Consider the following 15,764-nt stretch of genomic DNA (forward strand, 5'->3'; position numbering starts at 1 on the left):
AGTAATATTATTTATTTGTTATGTGTAAAATCATTTTTTTGTACGGTAAAGATTTTTTAGTGATGCCTGTTTTTAACTTGGCGATCGCACTTTTTTTGCCCTACCTCACAAAATCGCGTTGCTCCCTAGTAGCTCCATGTCCTCGACCAGTCGCATATATTAACTCACTAGATTCAATTCCAGTTCTTTCTGACAATTCTTGCAGCCTTGCCTTTATCTCTGGTAGTCCTTGCTGCACAGGATCAGGAAAAAGAACGGTGAAATCCTCCATCCTGTATATATAGATGGACTTAGGTTTAGTGGTGCTGAATGGGTATATGCGGTTAACCTCCCAGAAGATCACCCAGATTGGATATTGGAGGATAGCGAATGGGCAGAGGTTGAAGAAGAAGATTTAGAGGAAATGTAACAGTTTATCCCTGGACAAAAACCAGGGATTTATTTTGAGTATCTATAAAATTTTATATTCAACAAGATCAAATCCTTATTCCACACGCCACACCTTTGCGACTTGGGCGATCGCATCGGGAATTACCCCAGATAAAGTAGCGCTATGGATTGGGGATGAAGTGGCCACAGTTTTGAAGCACTACTGTCACCCCAACGTCGTTGAAGCTGATTGTCCGGATTTCTAACCCATTCTCAATAAGCAGCTGAGTTGTTGAGAATCTTACTACTCATTTACTACTCAAAAATAATTTGACGGCGAGTGAAAACCTTGCTGGGAGAGGCATTTATTTTAGTTGCCAATACTTGTAAGCTGCATATGCTAAAGTCACAACACCGGTAATAATCGCAGACTCATCTACTTCAAATTGAGGATGATGTAAGGGGTGATTAATAATTCTATCTTTGTAACCGACACCCAAACGAAACATCGAACCGGGGGCGTGTTCCAAATACACAGAAAAGTCTTCAGCACCAAGAGAGGGTTCAGGTAAGACTTGGACAGATTCGCTACTCCAAGCTTCTTCTGCTGATGATTGTAATAATTGTGTCAGAGCATAATCATTTTGTACACTTGGTACACCCTGACGATAATTAACTTGGTATTTTGCACCGTAAGAATTGCAAAGATTAGAGACAATGCCTTCAATCCAGTTTGGTAGTTGGGCGCGGGTTTCTGGGTGGAGCGATCGCACAGTCCCCAACAATTGTACTTTATCAGCAATTATATTCGGCGCTCTGCCACCATTAATCTGTCCAATACTCAACACTACAGGACGTAAAGGATTTTGAGTGCGGCTAATAGCTTGTTGCAGCGCCGTAATCACTTGGGACGCAATCCAAATTGCATCAACTGCTTCATGGGGACGCGCACCATGTCCTGATTCACCAATAATTATAATCTCTAAATTATCTGCGGCTGCGGTCAAAGCCCCATAACGAATACCAATGGAACCAGCAGGAATAGAAGGGAAAACATGAACCCCTAAGATAGCTGAAACATTATCCATCACCCCGTCTTTTACCATCCAGTTTGCCCCTTGGGCAATTTCCTCTGCTGGCTGAAATAAAAACCTGACGTTACCCTCCAACTCTGTCGCCACTTGGGATAGTACCATTGCCGTACCTAACCCTACCGTAGTGTGAACATCGTGTCCACAAGCGTGCATTACACCTTCTATACGAGAAGCATAGTCCAATCCGCTACGCTCTTGAATCGGTAAAGCATCCATATCAGTACGAATTGCCAACACCCGATTATTTTGCTTAGTGCCTTGTAGTTCACCAATGACACCTGTTTTCCCCACGCCCTCTTCTACGTGTAAGCCACTAGAAGACAATACACCAGCAACAAAAGCAGATGTTTGATATTCTTGTCCGCTGAGTTCTGGGTGTAAGTGGATATGGCGGCGAATTTCCACTAAGCGGGGTGCTAGAGTGGTGGCTAAGTCTTTAATTCGGGTCAGCATTGAATTTATTTTAGTTTGTAATCTTTGTTTTCATAATAAAGAAGTGTTATTGAGCAAAATGCTCTAGTCTGACAAGACAGCAAAAAAACCAAACTAAGTAGAAAAATATGAACTAGGGTAAAACCATCTTTCCCCCTGTACTCTGCCTCTTGTATGCCCAGCGACCAAACGTTCTGAGTTTAAGGTAGCGAATATCACAGCAGTACATGGAAATGATAGATTATTTTGATATAGTAAGGTCGCAAAGTTTTTCAGCATAAGCATCCGCTACTAGTTATAATTTCCTATAAGTTGAAAAAAACCTTAAGATTAGCGTAACAATTACATTAAAATAAAGATTACGCTTCTATTAAACTGACTGGCTGATACCCAAATTAGGAGGATTATATATGGCGCTTGTACCAATGCGGTTGCTTTTGGATCACGCTGCTGAAAACGGTTATGGCATCCCCGCTTTTAACGTAAACAACTTAGAGCAGATTCAGGCAATTATGAAGGCGGCGGCTGACACAGATAGCCCCGTAATTTTACAAGCTTCTCGCGGCGCTCGTAATTATGCAGGTGAAAACTTCCTGCGCCACCTGATTTTGGCTGCGGTAGAAACCTATCCAGAGATTCCCATTGTCATGCACCAAGATCATGGTAATGCTCCTTCTACCTGCTATTCAGCTATTAAGAACAACTTCACCAGCGTGATGATGGATGGTTCTTTAGAAGCTGATGCTAAAACCCCAGCAAGTTTCGAGTATAACGTTAAAGTGACTAGCGAAGTTGTCAACGTAGCTCACTCTTTGGGTGTGAGTGTTGAAGGTGAACTAGGTTGTTTGGGTTCTCTAGAAACTGGTGCTGGTGAAGCTGAAGATGGTCACGGTTTTGAAGGTACACTAGACCATTCTCAACTGTTAACTGACCCCGACGAAGCTGTTAACTTTGTAGAAGCAACTCAAGTAGATGCTTTGGCTGTGGCTATTGGCACAAGTCATGGTGCTTACAAGTTTACCCGTAAGCCTACTGGCGAAATTTTGGCTATCAGCCGCATTGAAGAAATTCACCGTCGTCTACCTAACACCCACTTGGTAATGCACGGTTCTTCTTCTGTACCTGAAGATTTGATTGCACTGATTAACCAATATGGTGGTGCTATTCCTGAAACCTACGGTGTACCTGTAGAAGAAATCCAAAAAGGTATCAAGAGTGGTGTTCGTAAGGTAAATATCGACACCGATAACCGTTTGGCTATCACTGCGGCTGTGCGTGAAGCTTTGGCTGCTAATCCCAAGGAATTCGATCCTCGTCACTTCCTCAAGCCTTCTATTAAATATATGCAGAAGGTTTGTGCTGACCGTTATGTACAGTTTGGTACTGCTGGTAACGCAAGCAAGATTAAGCAAGTTTCTTTAGAAGATTTTGCTGCTAAGTATGCTAAAGGTGAATTGGTAATGAGAGCAGCTGCTAAAGTTTAATCTTTTTCAGCAATAATTAATTAGGGTGTAGCGATGCTATGCCCATATAGTAAAAACCGGGTGACGTTACTGTTTCCCGGTTTTTTGTTTTTAGGTTAGAAAATGGCACAAATAAATTCTTTAATCGCTTTATTTGTCTGATAGCGTAGCGTGGCGCAAGCCATATCAGGATTTACAAGATGTTTCTTCTCAGTGATTATCTTTGATTTTTAAGGATAATTGCTATGCTTTCACCATTGCTTTTTGTTGCTGTTTACGCTTAATCATAGATCCTGCACCCATAGCACCAAAAGCTAAAAGACCTAATACAGAAGCGGGTTCGGGAACAGCCTCAACTTCAACATATTTCACTAAATAGTCATCATTACCATCGGTAACAGTGAATCCAAAAACAGTGCCTGTTGGAGAAGGGCTAAAGGTGAACTTACTAATGTCAAGATCCAAGAAATTACCACCAGGAATATCAGCAGCAATAAATTGATTTCCATCTACTAACAGTTTAAAGCTGTCATTGCTGCCGACACGACTAAAGGTGGCAGAAAGTAGTTTTACTGCTGTGTTAGTAAAAGTCAATTTGAGTGTTTCTCCAAGGCCAGTTCCCCCATCAATCTGATTCCCTCCTACATTCAATATATTATTATTGTTTGCTACTCCTAGCCCTAATATGCTTTGGTAAACATTTCTAGATGCACCACTGTTTTGAGTTCCTGTTGCTACTAGTGAAATACCATCTTCACTGTAGCTAAAGCTGGAACTTATTTGAGGTAGATTCAGTCCATTTCCCAGATAGAAGGTGGTAGCTGATGCTTTTCCTGTGGTAGCCATTACTGCTATTGCAGAGGTCGCAGCTAATACCGAAATTTTTTGAAGCAGGCTTAAAGTTGTCATTCAATTCGTTCCTAAAAATAAATAGTGGAATTTATACTGATAATTATGTGATTTGCACGTTTCAGTGACTTCACTGAGAGAATAATTTCATACTCTAACTGTCTTGTCAACTCTTTGTAGCTATCTTCACAGAAAAAATACAATTAAATATACTGACTAACATCTTTTTCCTGGCTATAAAACCTGAGTAAAGACTGTTGTTCTGTGATTTTGCTTGCCTCAATAAAAATTTGTTGCAAAAGTTTATTTAATTTTTGATGAATTTCCGGTAATATTACGCTAGTGTAAATACTAAGCTGTTGTGCATATTCTGGTAACGTGAATATCACTGTTAGCTAGGTTATGAAAGAGAATTTAAAACCCACAGAAGTGGGTTTTCTATCTAGGGTTTGCTGAAAAAATGCAAAACGCAGATAAATCAAAAGTTTGAGGCTGATAAATAGGAAAAAAGTGCAAGGGTTTTGAAGGGTATACGTCAAAAAGTGTGCATTTTTTGGTATTTCGAGAGATGGGAAAGGAATTTTCAAACCTCCTCCTGACTCCTGACTTCTGACTCCTGACTCCTATCCCCTCACGGAAAGACTTTCTCAGCAAGCCCTATCTAGATTCTAAAATACTCGATGTTGTAAAGATGGCATTTGGCGACGTACTTGTTCTAGTCTGGTGGGTTTAATTTCTGCGATCGCTACTCCTGGTTTATCTCCGGCATCTGCTAAAATTACACCCCAAGGGTCGATAATCATCGCGTGGCCGTGGGTTTGACGACGGGCGTAGTTAGTACCGGTTTGGGCTGGTGCAATTACGTAATAAGTATTTTCAATGGCTCTAGCTTGTAGTAGTACTTGCCAATGGTCTTTACCTGTAAAAGCAGTGAAAGCCGCAGGCACAAAGACAACATCCGCTCCCTTGTCTGACAAATGTCGATACAGTTCGGGGAAGCGGACATCATAGCAAATAGAAAGTCCTAGATTACCCAAGTTGTCGGAAAAATGGACTGGGGGTAAAGCTTTTCCAGCCATAACAGTGCTAGATTCTTGGTAAGTGTTGCCGTCAGGGACATTGACATCAAATAGATGTGCTTTGTGGTAACGGGCGAGTTCTTCACCGTTAGGATTGATTAGTAAAGCCGTGTTGTAGACTTTGCTTGTGCCGTCTACAGGGACGGGAAAGCCGCCGCCAAGGATGGTAATTTGGTGGCGTTGTGCCATCGTTTTCAGAAATTTTGCTGATTCAAAAGCGATCGCTTCCCCTTGTGTGAGTTTGTCTTTTTCTTCTCCCATGAAGGAGAAATTTTCTGGTAAACCTACCAATTCCGCACCCTGACGCACAGCCAAGTCAATTAATTCTTCTGCCTGTGTCAAGTTTTTCTGTAGATCAGGCACACTGGTCATTTGAATAGCGGCGGCTAAATAAGACTTCATAGATTCAAAAACAAACAGTGAATTTGTACGGGATAGATTTTTAAATATATCTTTATTGGTAGAGGCTAGTACCGCTTTCTGAGAATTAAAAATAAAAATAAAAACTTAAAAAAGCTTGTTTCATCAGCTTTTTGCCTCTTTTAGATGGTAACTGGGTTTCCGCCGGTACCAGTCATAATTGCGTCATTTGCGCTTTTTTGACAATTCTCTCCCCTAATCTTCTCCTGGGTAAAAAAGTTGAGGGGAGTTACGAAGAATTTAATAATTTTGCTCGCGGTTAATCCAAATCCCCCTGATTCCGGCAGCTTTAGCACCGTGATAATCATCTGTAATGCTGTCACCAATATGCCATGCTTCCTCTGGGGAACAGCTATGGCTTTGCAGGGCTAGTTGAAAAATTTGCGGATCTGGTTTAGCTGCACGCACTTGAGTAGAAATGGTAATGGATTTAAAATAATCTCTGAGTCCCAAGCTTTGTAAAACTGAGTACAGTCGAGAATCGAAATTAGACAACACACCTAATTCTACCCCCAACCGTCGCCAGTTCACCAAAGCTAGGGGAACATCTGGATAAACAAACCAAGGTTCAGCAGTGCCAAAGTGGATATAGAGTTCACTAAAGAAAGCAGAAAAGTCAGAAAATTCTTTGAGAACACCTGCACCTTCAAAGGTATTTAGGGCTATGATTCGCCACCAATCAAATTCCCGTTGGGCAATATCCTTAATATCTGCATCCAGAAATATAGGTGGTGGTGCAGCTTTAAAGCTTTTAAAAAATTGTTTATTCAGGATTTCGGGGGAAACCACAACGCCAAATTCTTGAGCTATTTGACTATAAACTATACCTACACTGCCTTTGACACCAAAGAGTGTACCTACAGCATCTACAAAAATAACTTTCGGTTTTTTCATAATAAATAATAATAGTACCTAATGCTAATTACTTACAGCAGATTGCAGATCAATGGGGTACAGAATCAAAATTGAAACCTAGACACCAAGCCAGTTTTACTCCTGAACCGGAGGTCTGCGAAGCGTCTCCTGACTCCTGAATTCTGCTGTATAAATCAATAGGGTTCAATTAGGACTGATATAGGAATTATCAATGATATCTGATATCATGTCCGTCTAACGGGACTTAGGCAAAAAAAATCTCCGCGTCCCCGCGTCTCCCTCTCTCCGCGTCAGTCTAAATGATAAGTATTCAACCGGACAGGATATGATAGCTTGCGTGGCGTTGCCATAAAATTTTAAGTCTCCTAGGGTGGGAAATGCCAACCGCAGCAATGATTTAGGTGGGCAATGCCCACCCTACGGTTGAATGTATTTACCAATTTTTTCTTTCCCTACACCCCACACCCAGCCTCAACAGATCGAAAGTGATTTACTAAGAAATGGTTTCGATAATCGGACGAATTAGCCAGTTAAAGCCTACTTTGAGTTGATGATCTAAAGTTGGTAGCCTATACAAATAAGCTAGACGACGGGCGAGGTATGCTAAAGAACCATCTAGTTTGATGCCTAAACCTGTGAAGGTGGCGTTGTCTACTCCCAAGGCCATCATTTCCCCGAATTGTTGATAGCGGAAGGGAAGTAGGGGACGATTGGTTAAAGAAGCCCAGATGTTCCATGCTGTATAATCGGCTTGTTGAAAGGCGACTTGGGCTGTGGCGGGTACTTGCTTTCCTTCTGCGTCAAGACAGTCGGCTAAGTCTCCTAAGGCAAAAATTTCTGGATGTTCAAATACTTGCAGTTGAGGTGTTGTGATAATTTGGCCACGCTGGTTTTGCTTGAGGGGGAGGGTTTTGATTACCGGGGCGACTCTTGTTCCTACTGTCCAGATTACCAAATCTACGGGAATTTCGTCTATTTGATCTTTATACTCTAGGGAGATGGTATCTTCTGCAATTGATACTACTTTGGTTTCTAAGTCAATAAACACGCCTCTGGTATCTAAGGCTTTTTTGGCTGCTTGGCGGTTAAACTCTGGGGAAGTTCGTAAAATTTGATCGCTGATTTCAATGAGGCGAAAGCGTCCTTTTTCGCCAATTCTATCTGCGAGTTTACAGGCTAATTCTACGCCACTATAACCAGCACCAACGATGGCGACGCGAATTTTTTCAGTATTTGATTCTTCTAAAATTCGCAGGCGTTCTTCTAAACGATAAACGTCAGTGATGCTACGGAAGGGATAGGCATATTCTGTCGCGCCTGGTACTAAATCTAGAGGTGTTTCGCCACCTAAAGCTAATACTAGCCGGTCGTAGGAAATTCCTGAACCATCTTGTAACTGTACCTGTTGCTTGTCTATGTCAATTCCTGAGACAACTGCTTGATGAAAACGCACTCCTGTACCTTGTAGCAGTTCTTGGTAGGGAGGGGCAATTTCCCAGGTTTGGAGTTCGCCGGTGAGGAGTTCGTAGAGTAGGGGAGAGAAGATAAAGCGATCGCTCTGATCTACTAATATAATTTCAGGTTTGGAACTAGATTCCCAAGGTAATTGGCTTAAACGAAGGGCGGTGTAGAGGCCACCAAAGCCGCCACCTAGGATACAAATTCTTGTAGTTGGTTGAGTCATGGTTTTTTATAGAAAGCTAAATCCCAGCCAGGTATTTATTTTAGTGTAATGATTTATTGCGGTCTATTGCCATTAGCCAGCAATCCTGATATTTACCCTCGTGCAGTTCATAGGAGGGTAACAGCTTAATTTTCACAAACCCAGATTTTTCATAGCAGCGGATAGCGCGGGGATTTTTTACACTTGGATCAATTACTATTCTAACAGCTTGTAGTTCTGTAAAAATGAACTCTACGGCTGATGAAAGCACTTGTGTACCAATTCCTTGATTCCAATATTGAGTTTCGCCGATAAATAAGTCAATTCCATAGACATTATCTGTATTCTCTAAACAATACATTTGTCTAATTTCTTCTGGTATTTGATTGAGACAATAATATTGTAAATAACCAATATCCTGATTTTTATAGGAGAAGATACAGGGAATTACAGGTTCTTTTCCCTGAATTCTAGGTTGATAGGTGGCGATAACTTTTTCTAGGTAATGAGGATCATCTCGTCCTCCATAATATTTTAATACTTGCTCATCTGTGCGCCACTTTTCCATTAATTCATAATCATATATATCATCTTGCATAGGACGAAGTTTAATTTCGTCTTTAATAATTAGCATATTCAATATGGCTATAAAAAAACGGTCTACATAAATTATAAACCGTCAGCAATGCAACATTGATTTAAAAGATAATTAATTCCCACCAGATGTTACAGCTTTATGATGTATAGCAGGATCTTCTGGTTTTCTACGCCAGTTACCTTCCCTATCTGGTTCATATTCATTGTGAACACTATTCCAAGCTACTTCCGTTGCACCTTCTTCACTCATTCCATCATGTTGTGCAGCATTGAAAGCAGCAACAAAAATCTGTTGTGCGTGTTCTGGTAGTCGTGCTTGGATGTCTTGAGGTAATTCATCTATTTTGCTATAAGGCATAAACCGACTCCGTTGATCTAAGTTAGGTTTATGTTACTAATGAGAGTGATTATTTTTCCTCTTTCGATCAGTAGATATTTGCGTGACTATACTTTAGATAGAGTTGAGTCGGTGTCATAATCACTTTCTTTATGTACTTAGTTATTTTACCTTTAACTGGCAAAAATTAATTGCATTGGTAAAATACCATCTAATACTTTTCAGTTAATAATTTTTGTAGGTTGGGTTAAGTGATAGCGCAACCCAACAAATACAATTTTATTTTTTTCACTTAATCGACAAATATTAAAATACTATAGCAATTCCCATTAAAGTGAGGTATAAGAAGTAATAATTAAACGCAGCGAAAAGTTCCTCGTAGCCGGGTTTCCCGGCGTAGGAAACTTTTCAAGACAGATGGACGCAGATATAGCTTGCTTCCCGCAGGGTACGCAGATAATTTTGTACTTCATTAGACTAGGAAATGCTATACAGCAGATTGCAGATCAATGAGGTACAGAATCTAAATTGAAACCTAGACACCAAGCCAGTTTTACTCCTGACTCCTGATGGCGTGGCGTAAGCCATATTCTGCGGTATCTTCCAAAATTTTTATTTACATTTGATCTAAAAAATACAGATTATTCACATTACCAAGTTACACGTTCTTGCCATTTTTCTAAAGTTTTCGCACTAATTCCTGGAACTTTTTCTACATCTTGTAAAGATGTAAATTTTTGCTGTTGACGGGCAATAATTATCCTTTCGGCTAATTTCTTCCCTACACCGGGGAGAGTTTCTAATTCTTCCTGGGTTGCTGTGTTGAGATTGATTGTTGCAGTTTCTAACTTTTCCAAAGATGAAGGAGTTTTGATTTGGGGACATTTTTTGATTTCTGCATCAATTTTAGTTTGAATTCTTGGCGGTAAACCTGGTTTAATATTTGTGTAAAGTCGATTAAATTCACGTTGATAATGAGCCGCTACTGTAGGATTTTCAATGACTACTAAAGTTTCATCATTACCATGATTAGCTGCTTCTGACCAATTATGTGAACCTGTAATTACAGTTTGGTTGTCAACTACAGCAAAGTTTTTATCTATAGCTAATATCTGCATAACCTTGCTATACAATAGCTTTACTTTGTAGACATATAAACAATGTACAATTCACTTTTTCATAAGACGGTTCTCGCCCAAGCTTATGCTCACATTAAATCTTTACAGCAATTACCAATAACGGCTTGACATTATTCAATATTTTAAAAAGCTAAAAACTTCTAATTGACTTTTGCAGCAATCTTCTTTTTCACTCCATTTTAGTACGAATTAATTAATTTTTTATACCTACAGAAGTACGGACTATTCTTCTAAATAATTAATTATTAAATTTATAGATTTTCATAAAAACGCAAGCTGTTTAAGTTCCTGGACTTAATAAGCTTTCATCTCAGAACGCAACCAGGTTTCTGTGTTGAATTTTTATGAATTTATCTATTGCCAAGTATATAAGACGATAAAAATATGAAGCAAACCAACGAATCGCAGCTTTTTACCAACCTTACATTGGCCGAGGAAGAATCTTTTCGAGGTGGGGCGGTTCCACCAGCATTACTGATTGGTGTCGCAGGAGGTGTTAACGCTCTTTCTGCTGCCATAGCAGCATCCTGGGATTGGCTTAGACAAGATGGCAACGGTATTATCTATGGTGATAGAAAAAATTCGTCTAGCGACCTTAGACGTGCGGGCAAGGATCTGCCTGACGATTTACCTAATAGTGATTGGAACTGGGGGGTGCGTGATGGCAATAAGTGGGTAATAGGAGGACGTAGCGGACAAAAACCATAAGTGTTTATTTGTTGTAAACTCGTCAGTATACTAATAAATTTACTGGCTAAAATCTGACTGCATCTAATTAAATTTTCTAGCAGTAAATTACTGTATTAACCACGAGTAATTTACTGCTAAACCAAATATAGACTACGTTTTACAGACATATCTATAAAAATGATTATGAAGAATCTACTAAAATCCTTGTCCTCGGTATTCAAGCCCAAAAAATCAACAATTGAAGGTTACGGACAAGCAGATTGTCCTCTGCCTCCAGAACAAATTCAAGCAGTCATGGAATGGTTATTTGCTAGTTTGTTAAATGCGGGATACGTTGGGCGATCGCATTTGATTTGGGATTTGGGCGGTCAAGATTGGAGGCAGGTAGCATTGACCGCGCTTTTGAAAGATGAGCCAGTGTTTATATATCGTTACAATGACCAACTTTCGACAGCACCGGAGCATTGTTTCTGGCGACTGATGGCAGAACACCCATCTCTACGGATTTATCAGCTAGAAGTCGAGGAAGATTAATAAAAAGCTTGCTTTGCTGAAATATGCCCGACAAAATTACACTTTATGAAGTTTAAGTAAAAATAGGTAATTTTCGTAATAACGAAGGGTATAGGTTATAAATTTAGCTTAGTATATGAATACAGGTAAGCATTTATATCTAGCTAAATTAAGAATAATATGGGATTCTCGCAAGAAATTTTTATTGAATCTAGAACCGCTCGTGACAATCAACTATCAACAAGTTCTAGTCAAGAAGCAGAAAATATCTTGAATAAGGTAAAACAAATATTTTTTGCTGTATGGGACGGTGAAGGATGGATGGCATCAAAGCAAGTTGCAGAATTCTATGAAGTTCCTGAAGAAACCATAGATACAAGCTTTAAACGGCATAGAGATGAATTTCAGTCTGATGGCGTACAAGTCTTACGTGGCAAAGCTTTAGAGGATGTCAGGTTCATTATGAACCTGACATCCTCTAAAGCTCCTTCTATTAAGTTATTCCCGCCTCGTGCAGTTATGCGTATGGGGTTTACCCTTAGAGATTCAGAAATAGCAAAGCAGGTAAGAAATGTTGCTCTAGATATGATAGAGGCACTTCCTTCCTTGGTTGCGAATGATACATTGATTTTAAAGCTTGAATATCTAGCTTCTTTTAAAGAGCCGCCATTAGGGTCAAAAGACAACCCAATTACAGAAATAACAAAAGATATTAGAAATGGTTATGGTTGGGCTGGGAGTGAAGATATTATGGAGCAATTAATAGTCTCGCTTGCGAGCTATGCAAATCTTAGCCCGTGGAGGCAAGTAGCACAAAGAACTTATTATAAAACATCAAAAAATAAAGCTAGAAGATTCGATTTGCTATTCCAGCCAAAAGTCTCAATGTATAAAAAACTGAGCAATGTTGTTATACTTAATGAGTTTAAATCAAATTATATTGATTATGAAGATGTAAAATATGCTTATGAAGTTAAAAGATATATTGATTTAGCTTATAATCAATTTATTCATCGTTCGCGTTTAGTGATGCCCTCTTCTTCATTAGTGTTTCAGTTCATTTCTCCTTGCGGCATTACAGAAGATGGTCTAGAAGCTTTGAATGAGGTTCAAAAACACGCTGATGAAAAATATATTGAAAAAATATATATAGATGCAGTAAGACTAGATGATTTTGTTTGGAATCAACTTTATCCAGCTATAAGGCAAACCTATCAAGATGAACAAGGTGACATCGGAAACCAATTTTTTTATGTCAAAGACAAAATTATTCAAATTTGCTTAGAAATATGCAACCCAGATTTGTGGGTTGACCAATATAAAACTTCAAGACAGGAATATTACAAAGCAATTTTAAACAGAGATAGATACTGTCTGCCCGGACATTCCTCCTCTTTTGTGCCTGAATCCCTCAATTCAGGAGCTAAATTTAGACAAATAGAAACAGGGCAAAATGATAGTACATCAGAAGTTTAACTATTGATCCTCATTTATGGGTAGTCATTAATTTCTGTTACCACACATCTACCGAAAATACTTGTACTTTTGTAAAGATTTTGTAAAATATTGAGCAGTGTATTCAACAAAGAACAGATTTTATGGACGAAATCTGCTAGAAAGAAAGATGAGCCATTGTTCATCTATCGTTACAATGACCAACTTTCGACAGCACCGGAGCATTGTTTCTGGCGACTGATGACAGAACATCCATCTCTACGGGTTTATCAATTAGAAGTCGAGGAAGATTAATATTCGTTTATTAAAGATTATGTGAAGTTTTGTGTATTAGGGATATACGATGTTATACTAACTCTCGTATGATTGTAATGTGTATCTAAAAATACATTCTTTTAAAAAAACCGTCACAAGATATATGGAATATATAGTCAAAGATTGCTAAAAAAGAATTGGAGGTAAGACTATAAAGCAAATTGTATGTGTAGATTAATCTGGGTTTAATTTGGGCATCTAGTTTTATCTTCGATATTTGTTAAACCCTATTTGCATTTAGCTGGCACGGATAGATGTCTAAAGATATATTATTTGAGTTGAATTGGGCAACTTTCTGCAAAAGAGCAATAGTAGATACAGATACTAAGCTAATATCTTTGATTGATATTACTCCTTCGATCCAACTAGATATAAGCCTTCCAAAAGGACTTCCTGATGTTATACCTATTCAATTAGGTAACTTTTCTTCGGTTTTCTTTTTTTGTAAAAAACAAGATCAACTTTTAACAGCAATTTCTGAAACTTTATCGGTTTATATTCAGTTATCTAATGTTAAAAGTTCATCTATTGTTAAAAGCTCATCTATTGAGCAATTAGAATTATCAATAGACGAAAATGAAGATTCCACTTTTTTTATAGTTAATATAGAGGACTTATTTATTCCGGCAAGCGTTAAGGAGGATGAATTATCTAATGAACTACTAATTATTGTTGAATTAGAAGAATTTGAAATTGCTCGTTTAACTTTACCAGTTAAAATAAACTTTCTTCGGAGCCAAGATGAAAACAAAACCTAAAATTTTGGAACTTGACTCACCAAGATCACCAAAACAAAATCTAAGGAATAGTTCTTCTGTCGCCAGTCATTCACTTTCATTCAGTAATATATGTGAGGAAGGACTTACATCACACTTTTCTAACCTTAAAGAAAATATAGAAGTTAGCATCCCAGGGCATGGTAAGCTTTCGCCTTGCGTTTTAAGACGGAAACCAATTCTGATTGACGAGCAAGACGAAAAATTTGAACAGCTGCGTTCTGTTGCTTCTGACAATGAAGGAATAAGGCATTCACTCCATGAGCTTAGAAAAATCAGTGGATTAACATGGGAACATCTTGCCAAGCTATTTGGTGTTTCACTTGAAAAAATCAATCTTTGGGCAAGTGGAGAACCATTACCATATTCCGACAGAGAAAGGTTCACTCAATTACTGGAAGTTGTTAGATACATCAACCGAGGTAGCGCAGGTATTAACCGGAATATGTTGCTAAATTCTTTTGATGGCGAAACTCCTTATGAGCTTTTAGCAATAGGTAAGTTTGAGGAAGTTAAACAGCTTCTTGGAAATGGTAATGCCCCTCAAAAACCACAATTGACTCCATTATCTAAAGATGCTGAAGCTTCACGTATGCCGTCTAATCCAGGAAATTTGGTCGGCGCTCTACAAGATACGATCCACCGCGATATTGGGCGTTCCTGGCCAGCTAAAACTGCCAAAGTTGTGGGGACTAACTAAAGGAGTAGATGTTGATTTTGAGAAAATAGATGCTAATCTCCAACAATGGCAGCAAGGTGATTACGTAATTGGCGATGAGCATTCTTTTTCTCATCGCTTTGATCCCGAATTTCCATTGACAGACTTTTCTAAAAAAGTTTCCAAGAAGCCAAGAGTTAATATCGTAGAAAGTGCGGTCAAGGGGTTTGTTGTAGTTACGCAAACTTGCGATATTGTGCGCTCATGTTCTGAACGTCCTTTTGTAGAAGTAATGCCTCTTGTGGAAGTTCCTCAAGAACAGTTGAATGAAATTCAACGGTGTAGACGACCACGCTACGCTTTTATTCCAGGGGCAGGAGAATATTGCCTCGTTGCCGACCTTGATCGTGTGATGACTTTGGAAAAATCCGTAATTACGCGATGGGATCGGAAAAGAGGATGTTTAAGTGATCAAGATATCAGAGAACTCGGTAAAGCACTTGCACGAAAACGAATGCGTTTTGCTTTCCCTGATGATTTTATTAACCTGGTTGCACAACTTACAGACCAATTCAAAAAGAAACATAATAAAAATAGCACTGAAGGAGCAGCATTACGCGCCTTATGTGAAATTCGGGTACAAGCGTTACCTTCTTGGGATGCTCCTGATGTTGAAATTATGTTTTGGTTTATTAGGGATGAGGAGCAACTGGATTTTCAAGGCACTGGATGGAATGAACAAATGACAAAATGGTTGAATTTAGTGCCTAAATCAGATCGCTTTAAATCGGTTAATGGACAAGTAATTACTTTTGAAGATATCACAGCAAAAGAATATATTCAGAGCGATCCTCTTGATCTAGATCACCTTTCGTCTTGAATATAAGAATTTGATAATTAGGGTTCTTCATAACTTATTATACTAAATACTTCTGCAAATCCTCTTCAAAACCTTGCTAAATAAGTGTTACAGTCATTGTCATTAACTTTTTGTGATTGGTTGTGAAATTTAAGATACAACTGTCTGTAAGCCTTGATT

At 38.8% G+C, this 15,764-nt stretch carries 18 protein-coding genes; 9 read left to right on the plus strand and 9 right to left on the minus strand.

Annotated features, from left to right (window positions below):
* Nucleotides 1–100 precede the first annotated feature (100 nt).
* Nucleotides 101–271, minus strand: a complete 171-nt coding sequence (locus H6G59_RS18700) for a ribbon-helix-helix domain-containing protein (protein WP_190717059.1) — start codon at nt 269–271, stop codon at nt 101–103.
* A gap of 172 nt (nt 272–443) precedes the next feature.
* Here H6G59_RS18700 and H6G59_RS18705 point away from each other — a divergent pair, with 172 nt between their 5' ends.
* On the plus strand, nt 444–635 hold the full coding sequence (locus H6G59_RS18705; protein ID WP_242038916.1) for a site-specific integrase: 192 nt from the start codon (nt 444–446) through the stop codon (nt 633–635).
* A gap of 99 nt (nt 636–734) precedes the next feature.
* Here H6G59_RS18705 and H6G59_RS18710 read toward each other — a convergent pair whose 3' ends face one another.
* Nucleotides 735–1,916 (minus strand): M20 family metallopeptidase, encoded by a 1,182-nt coding sequence (locus H6G59_RS18710; protein WP_190717061.1) that lies wholly within the window; start codon nt 1,914–1,916, stop codon nt 735–737.
* Nucleotides 1,917–2,305: 389 nt separating this feature from the next.
* On the opposite strand from H6G59_RS18710, the gene fba reads away from it, so the two are divergent.
* On the plus strand, nt 2,306–3,379 hold the full coding sequence (fba, locus tag H6G59_RS18715; RefSeq protein ID WP_127056267.1) for a class II fructose-bisphosphate aldolase: 1,074 nt from the start codon (nt 2,306–2,308) through the stop codon (nt 3,377–3,379).
* A 222-nt stretch (nt 3,380–3,601) separates the two neighbouring features.
* Here fba and H6G59_RS18720 read toward each other — a convergent pair whose 3' ends face one another.
* The 7 genes from H6G59_RS18720 to H6G59_RS18750 all read right to left on the minus strand — a co-directional run bounded on the left by H6G59_RS18720 (nt 3,602) and on the right by H6G59_RS18750 (nt 10,312).
* Nucleotides 3,602–4,267: a PEP-CTERM sorting domain-containing protein gene (locus H6G59_RS18720; protein ID WP_127056266.1), complete on the minus strand. Its 666-nt coding sequence runs from the start codon at nt 4,265–4,267 to the stop codon at nt 3,602–3,604.
* A gap of 608 nt (nt 4,268–4,875) precedes the next feature.
* Nucleotides 4,876–5,688, minus strand: coding sequence for a carbon-nitrogen hydrolase family protein (locus H6G59_RS18725; protein ID WP_190717063.1), 813 nt, complete (start codon nt 5,686–5,688; stop codon nt 4,876–4,878).
* 258 nt (nt 5,689–5,946) lie between these two features.
* Nucleotides 5,947–6,600 (minus strand): HAD-IA family hydrolase, encoded by a 654-nt coding sequence (locus tag H6G59_RS18730; protein ID WP_190717065.1) that lies wholly within the window; start codon nt 6,598–6,600, stop codon nt 5,947–5,949.
* Between the two features lie 475 nt (nt 6,601–7,075).
* Nucleotides 7,076–8,266: an NAD(P)/FAD-dependent oxidoreductase gene (locus H6G59_RS18735; RefSeq protein ID WP_190717067.1), complete on the minus strand. Its 1,191-nt coding sequence runs from the start codon at nt 8,264–8,266 to the stop codon at nt 7,076–7,078.
* Nucleotides 8,267–8,306: 40 nt separating this feature from the next.
* The gene (locus tag H6G59_RS18740; protein WP_190717069.1) at nt 8,307–8,879 is read right to left on the minus strand and encodes a GNAT family N-acetyltransferase; all 573 of its coding nucleotides are present in this window, start codon (nt 8,877–8,879) and stop codon (nt 8,307–8,309) included.
* A 75-nt stretch (nt 8,880–8,954) separates the two neighbouring features.
* Nucleotides 8,955–9,200: a ChaB family protein gene (locus H6G59_RS18745; RefSeq protein ID WP_190717071.1), complete on the minus strand. Its 246-nt coding sequence runs from the start codon at nt 9,198–9,200 to the stop codon at nt 8,955–8,957.
* Between the two features lie 629 nt (nt 9,201–9,829).
* On the minus strand, nt 9,830–10,312 hold the full coding sequence (locus H6G59_RS18750; RefSeq protein ID WP_339327979.1) for a DUF655 domain-containing protein: 483 nt from the start codon (nt 10,310–10,312) through the stop codon (nt 9,830–9,832).
* Nucleotides 10,313–10,744: 432 nt separating this feature from the next.
* Between H6G59_RS18750 and H6G59_RS18755 the strand changes: the two genes are divergently transcribed.
* From H6G59_RS18755 to H6G59_RS18785, 7 genes are all read left to right on the plus strand, one after another.
* Entirely contained in the window at nt 10,745–11,026 is a 282-nt protein-coding gene (locus H6G59_RS18755) for a hypothetical protein (protein WP_190717074.1), read from the plus strand.
* Between the two features lie 165 nt (nt 11,027–11,191).
* Nucleotides 11,192–11,542 carry a hypothetical protein gene (locus H6G59_RS18760; RefSeq protein ID WP_242038917.1) on the plus strand — a complete coding sequence of 117 codons (351 nt, stop codon included), beginning with the start codon at nt 11,192–11,194 and terminating at the stop codon, nt 11,540–11,542.
* A gap of 159 nt (nt 11,543–11,701) precedes the next feature.
* The gene (locus H6G59_RS18765) at nt 11,702–12,997 is read left to right on the plus strand and encodes a hypothetical protein (RefSeq protein ID WP_190717076.1); all 1,296 of its coding nucleotides are present in this window, start codon (nt 11,702–11,704) and stop codon (nt 12,995–12,997) included.
* 90 nt (nt 12,998–13,087) lie between these two features.
* Complete coding sequence (locus H6G59_RS18770) at nt 13,088–13,270, plus strand: hypothetical protein (RefSeq protein ID WP_190717078.1); 183 nt, start codon at nt 13,088–13,090, stop codon at nt 13,268–13,270.
* A gap of 275 nt (nt 13,271–13,545) precedes the next feature.
* Nucleotides 13,546–14,049, plus strand: a complete 504-nt coding sequence (locus H6G59_RS18775; RefSeq protein WP_190717080.1) for a hypothetical protein — start codon at nt 13,546–13,548, stop codon at nt 14,047–14,049.
* On the plus strand, nt 14,033–14,767 hold the full coding sequence (locus H6G59_RS18780) for a hypothetical protein (RefSeq protein ID WP_190717082.1): 735 nt from the start codon (nt 14,033–14,035) through the stop codon (nt 14,765–14,767). Before H6G59_RS18775 ends, H6G59_RS18780 begins: the two co-directional genes overlap by 17 nt.
* Entirely contained in the window at nt 14,718–15,605 is an 888-nt protein-coding gene (locus tag H6G59_RS18785; RefSeq protein WP_242038918.1) for a hypothetical protein, read from the plus strand. The genes H6G59_RS18780 and H6G59_RS18785 overlap by 50 nt, the downstream gene beginning before the upstream one ends.
* Nucleotides 15,606–15,764: the final 159 nt, after the last annotated feature.

This window comes from Anabaena lutea FACHB-196, from assembly GCF_014698305.1.
In the GTDB taxonomy this organism is placed as follows: Bacteria; Cyanobacteriota; Cyanobacteriia; order Cyanobacteriales; family Nostocaceae; genus Anabaena; species Anabaena lutea.

Coding starts and splice junctions, on each gene's coding strand:
- H6G59_RS18700 (WP_190717059.1), bottom strand. CDS start 271: ATGGAGGATTTCACCGTTCTTTTTCCTGATCCTGTGCAGCAAGGACTA.
- H6G59_RS18710 (WP_190717061.1), bottom strand. CDS start 1,916: ATGCTGACCCGAATTAAAGACTTAGCCACCACTCTAGCACCCCGCTTA.
- fba (WP_127056267.1), top strand. CDS start 2,306: ATGGCGCTTGTACCAATGCGGTTGCTTTTGGATCACGCTGCTGAAAAC.
- H6G59_RS18720 (WP_127056266.1), bottom strand. CDS start 4,267: ATGACAACTTTAAGCCTGCTTCAAAAAATTTCGGTATTAGCTGCGACC.
- H6G59_RS18725 (WP_190717063.1), bottom strand. CDS start 5,688: ATGAAGTCTTATTTAGCCGCCGCTATTCAAATGACCAGTGTGCCTGAT.
- H6G59_RS18730 (WP_190717065.1), bottom strand. CDS start 6,600: ATGAAAAAACCGAAAGTTATTTTTGTAGATGCTGTAGGTACACTCTTT.
- H6G59_RS18735 (WP_190717067.1), bottom strand. CDS start 8,266: ATGACTCAACCAACTACAAGAATTTGTATCCTAGGTGGCGGCTTTGGT.
- H6G59_RS18740 (WP_190717069.1), bottom strand. CDS start 8,879: ATGCTAATTATTAAAGACGAAATTAAACTTCGTCCTATGCAAGATGAT.
- H6G59_RS18745 (WP_190717071.1), bottom strand. CDS start 9,200: ATGCCTTATAGCAAAATAGATGAATTACCTCAAGACATCCAAGCACGA.
- H6G59_RS18760 (WP_242038917.1), top strand. CDS start 11,192: ATGAAGAATCTACTAAAATCCTTGTCCTCGGTATTCAAGCCCAAAAAA.
- H6G59_RS18765 (WP_190717076.1), top strand. CDS start 11,702: ATGGGATTCTCGCAAGAAATTTTTATTGAATCTAGAACCGCTCGTGAC.
- H6G59_RS18775 (WP_190717080.1), top strand. CDS start 13,546: ATGTCTAAAGATATATTATTTGAGTTGAATTGGGCAACTTTCTGCAAA.
- H6G59_RS18780 (WP_190717082.1), top strand. CDS start 14,033: ATGAAAACAAAACCTAAAATTTTGGAACTTGACTCACCAAGATCACCA.